Origin of the sequence: Rhizobacter sp. (assembly GCF_031412075.1) — a bacterium.
In the GTDB taxonomy this organism is placed as follows: domain Bacteria; phylum Pseudomonadota; class Gammaproteobacteria; order Burkholderiales; family Burkholderiaceae_C; genus Rhizobacter.
Window position 1 is genome coordinate 1 of sequence record NZ_JANOCG010000012.1, and the last position, 4,023, is coordinate 4,023.

General features: G+C 65.8%; 4 protein-coding genes and 2 pseudogenes. 3 read left to right on the plus strand and 3 right to left on the minus strand.

Translation table 11 applies throughout. The annotated features are described in order from the left end of the window. Together RMO40_RS00340 and RMO40_RS00345 are read left to right on the plus strand one after the other, a co-directional pair. Positions 1-193: pseudogene (locus RMO40_RS00340) on the plus strand (hypothetical protein); the annotation flags it as partial. A 77-nt stretch (positions 194-270) separates the two neighbouring features. Next, positions 271-1,161, plus strand: a complete 891-nt coding sequence (locus tag RMO40_RS00345) for a DUF932 domain-containing protein (protein WP_309714841.1) — start codon at positions 271-273, stop codon at positions 1,159-1,161. Between the two features lie 14 nt (positions 1,162-1,175). Here RMO40_RS00345 and RMO40_RS00350 read toward each other — a convergent pair whose 3' ends face one another. The 3 genes from RMO40_RS00350 to RMO40_RS00360 are packed head-to-tail and all read right to left on the minus strand — an operon-like array spanning position 1,176 to position 2,754. Further along, positions 1,176-1,634 (minus strand): hypothetical protein, encoded by a 459-nt coding sequence (locus RMO40_RS00350; protein WP_309714843.1) that lies wholly within the window; start codon positions 1,632-1,634, stop codon positions 1,176-1,178. Continuing rightward, entirely contained in the window at positions 1,631-2,371 is a 741-nt protein-coding gene (stbB, locus tag RMO40_RS00355; RefSeq protein WP_309714845.1) for a StbB family protein, read from the minus strand. Before stbB ends, RMO40_RS00350 begins: the two co-directional genes overlap by 4 nt. Further along, on the minus strand, positions 2,368-2,754 hold the full coding sequence (locus RMO40_RS00360) for a hypothetical protein (protein ID WP_309714847.1): 387 nt from the start codon (positions 2,752-2,754) through the stop codon (positions 2,368-2,370). The genes stbB and RMO40_RS00360 overlap by 4 nt, the downstream gene beginning before the upstream one ends. 946 nt (positions 2,755-3,700) lie before the next feature. Here RMO40_RS00360 and RMO40_RS00365 point away from each other — a divergent pair. Further along, positions 3,701-4,023, plus strand: a pseudogene (locus RMO40_RS00365) (hypothetical protein); the annotation flags it as partial.

Consider the following 4,023-nt stretch of genomic DNA (forward strand, 5'->3'; position numbering starts at 1 on the left):
GATCGACTACCTCGACACCAAGGCCGAGGGCGACGCGCTGCGGGCCAAGCAGGGCACGGGGCCCGACGAGGGCCAGCCCGCGCCGCAGGCCAAGCCGGCGCCCGCGAAGGGCGCCAAGAGCAAGAGCCGCAAGGCCGCAGCCGCCACGGCCCAGGCCGAGCTCGACGAGCACGGCGACCCGATCCCGCTCTGAACGAGCCGTGCGAAGCCGGGCTCGCTTCGGGCTCCGGCTTCGCCCCTTCATCCAACCCGACGATTGAAGGAACCGACATGTACTCAACCCATACCGAAACGCGGGCACACCTCGCCACCCGCTTTGCCCGCAACATCCGCGTCCTGCGCGGCGATGACCCGCTGAGCGAGGACCAGATGCGCGCTGCGGCGCCGTCCATCTTCGCCGAGGGCAAACACGAGAGCCGCTCCGAGCGCTACACCTACATCCCCACCATCGACGTGCTGCGCGGCCTGCGCAAGGAGGGCTTCGAGCCCTTCATGGTCGCGCAGAGCGCAAGCCGCGTGGAGGGCAAGGCGGAGTTCACCAAACACATGATCCGCAGGCGCCACCACCGCGACAGAAGCGGCCAGGTGCAGACCCGCCCCGAAGCAAACGAGATCATCCTCATCAACAGCCACGACGGTGCCAGCGCGTACCAGATGCTCGCGGGCATGTTCCGCTTCGTCTGCTGCAACGGCCTGGTGGTGGGTGAGGTGGTGGACGACATCCGCATCCCGCACAAGGGCAGCATCCAGGGCGAGGTGATCGAAGGCGCGTTCCGCGTGCTCGACGAGTTCGAGGCGGTGAACGAGCACACCGAGGCGATGAAGGCGCTGCAGCTCCAGCCGCCGGAGGAGATCGCTTTTGCGACGGCCGCGCTGGCGCTGCGTTTCGGTGAGCGCGGTGTGGAGGAAACCGGCGGGCACCATCCGGCACCGGTGACGGCCGAGCAGCTGATCGAGGCGCGCCGGCCCGAAGACCTGGGCCACAGCCTGTGGACCACCTTCCAGCGCGTGCAGGAGAACGTGATCCGCGGCGGCCAACCCGGACGCAGCGCCCAAGGGCGCCGGCTGCAGACCCGGCCCGTGGGCAGCATCGACCGCGGTGTGAGCCTGAACCGTGCGCTGTGGATGCTGTCCGAGGAAATGCGCCGGCTCAAGGGCTGAGGACGCGCGGGCGATCACCGTGTCCACAGCGCCACGGCCACGACCCAGGTGACGGCGCAGGCCGTCGCCGCGGCCGCGGCGTGCGTCAGCCAGCGTTCCCAACGCGGGGGACGCTCCAGCAGGGGTTGGATGGCCGATTGCAAGCGCTGCACGGCGAGCCCGAGCTCGGATCCGAAGGCCACCCGGGCCGCATCGGCCATGGCCTGTCCCTGAAGGCCGATCGACCGACGCGCGGCCTCATCGGTGCGCGCGACGATGTGCTTCACCGCCTGAACCTTGGCCCGCTCCGCCAGCGCTGCGGTCTGGGCTTCGAACACGGCCAACTGCTCGGCGAGCCCGCGGTGGGCGTCTGCCAGCGCCTGGCGCGACTGGTCCAGCAACGGCGCCAGGGCCTCGACCTGTCGGATCAGCCGGGCCGCGTCACCCAGGGCCTCGACGATCAAGGCCTCGCGGGTGGTGTTTGGCTGCGTCATGCGGCAGGCCTCATGTCGTCGCCGCGCGAACGCACCAGGCTTTGCAGATCCAGGGCAGCGAAGCAGGCGTCCAGTTCCGGGACCACGCCGCGCGCCAGGCGCTGGATCGCCAGCCGCTGCGCCAGTGCCAGCTTGTCGGACTGCGAGTCGGCCTGAGCGATCTGCGCCTTGTAATCGGTGCCGTCCGCGGCCAGCTCGGCCAGGGACAGACCGGTTCCCCGCACGAGCGCGTACACCTCGTTGAATGACAGGCAGGCGCCCGGGCGGGGCTGCGCCACGCCGCACGAGGCGCAATACGCGAGCAGCGTCTCGAAGGTGCGCTCGATCGGACTGTCGTCTTCGACCTGGTTGAACAGCAGGCGCAGCCGGGCGGGCGCCACGCCGATTCGCGCCAACTCCGCCAGCGTGGCGGCGGTGTCTTGCTGCTGCTTGCGCGCCGGCACGGTGGGCACGACGAAGCCGTCGAAGTCCGCGTGGCTGTCGCGGTAGCGTTGCATCAGCTTGAGCAGCTCTTCAACATTGCTCGCGCCGATGTCGACCACGACGTTGTCGACGCTTTGCAGGAACTCCTGCAACTGCGCGAACTGCCGGCCACGGATCGTCACCGGCTGGCCGTCGTCGGCGTTGATGCTCTCCACCGCGACGACCGGGCAGCCCGGGATGCGCGGGGCGAGCAGGTGGCGAGCCACCGTGGACTTGCCCACGTTGCCCGAGAAGTTGATGACGGCGAGTTTCATGGGGTCTCCTGGATTCGATACAGGAAGTTGCTGGGATGGGCGTCGAAGAAGGCTTCGGCGCTTTCGCGACTGGCGACACTGGAGCGAGGCGGCGCACGGGACTGCGGTGGCGGTGAGGACAGTGCCGGCGTTGAATCCAGCGTGCTGGATGGGACGGTGTGCATGCCAGACGGCAAGACGGACGAGCCACCCTGGGAGCGACCACGCAGGCGGCGTACCTCGCGTCGCAATGCACTCGTGCTCAAGGCGATGCCGAGCTCGGCCAACGCTTCGCGGATCGCCTCGAAGGTGTAGCCGGCACCGCGCAGTCGAACGATCTCGGAGGCAAACACGGCGGCCTTGCGGTCGACGCGTCCAGGCGGGCGCTTGGGTTGCAGTTCCACTTTGGACTCGTTGAGGGGTGTGACGGTGACGTCAATAAGCTAGGTCACGGATGGGCTGCGTCGCATGCTGGATTTCGTCGTCTTTCCAGCGGCTTCGCGACCGCTTCGAAGCGGCTTCGAGGCGGCAAGCGTCGGCATTCGGATGCCTTGGCGTCGACTTTGCGTCGGCACGCGACGGATGCTCGTCACTCCCGTCGGCTCGGGGTCGCCTTACAGGCGGCTTTGCGTCGCTTTGCGTGCGGCGCTCACCCGCCGGTCATGGGCGGCGCGATGGTTTTGGGCGCGAATCCAGCGGTCTCACGACCCCGATTCGAGCGAATACTGGTTTCATTGGTGAGTGCAGAGATAGGCGGTCTGCCGCCGTTTTCACAAGCGCTTCGCTTGCCTCAATTCGTCGGACCATGAACACCCACTCCCACGACCTCGTCACGCCTGAGGTGCACCTGCGTGCGGCTGCCTTTCGCTATTGCATTGAGCCATCGTTGTGAGATGTTCACCCCTACTACAGGCATCATCGAGGCTTGAAAAGGTTGAGGCCGCCTTGCGAAGTGGTCGCATGCGCAATCTCAGCTATGACGAATCGTTCGCAGGTGTGATGAGTCAAACTCAAGCTTCCGAGTGTGCTGGGTGACGCGGGTCCCGATGCTCAGGTGGGATCCAACATGCTGAGACGGCTTTCGTAACGGTCGGCGGACTGGAAGCTTGTACTAGGCAGCTTCAGCCTCAAATTCGGCGGGACGAGGCCAGAGCTTAGGTTTGGTACAACGACGTTCTCGCCAGACTCCGTTGGCGAGCTGTTGAGTTCGACTCCGAGCTAGGGATGCAAGTGACGACGCTTCTTTTCGCGACATGTGTAGTGGTTCAGCGCTTGGTGAAGCGATGGTCAATCGCACGCTGAAATCTACTGTCCACATACAATTTAGTTTGACGACCATCGAAAACCAGCATGGAAAACCATCTTGCCGCACTGACCCAACCCGAGCTTTTCGCGCTGGCTCTAGACGCATCTCGGCGGGGCGACTCTGGTCGCACGCTGACGTATCTCAAGGAAGCCAGTACGAGGGCTGATGCAACCGGGCAGGCACTTTTCCTCTTGGGAAGTGAATACGCTCAGATCGGCCTGATGGACGATGCACTTGCAAACTTCGAGCGCGCAGTTGCTGTCAAGCCAGACTTGGCCATCGCGAGTTTCCAACTTGGTTTGCTTCATCTGACAAATGCCCGACCCGATGAGGCGCTCATCTCGTGGGCCCCGCTGGCCGAGCTTGG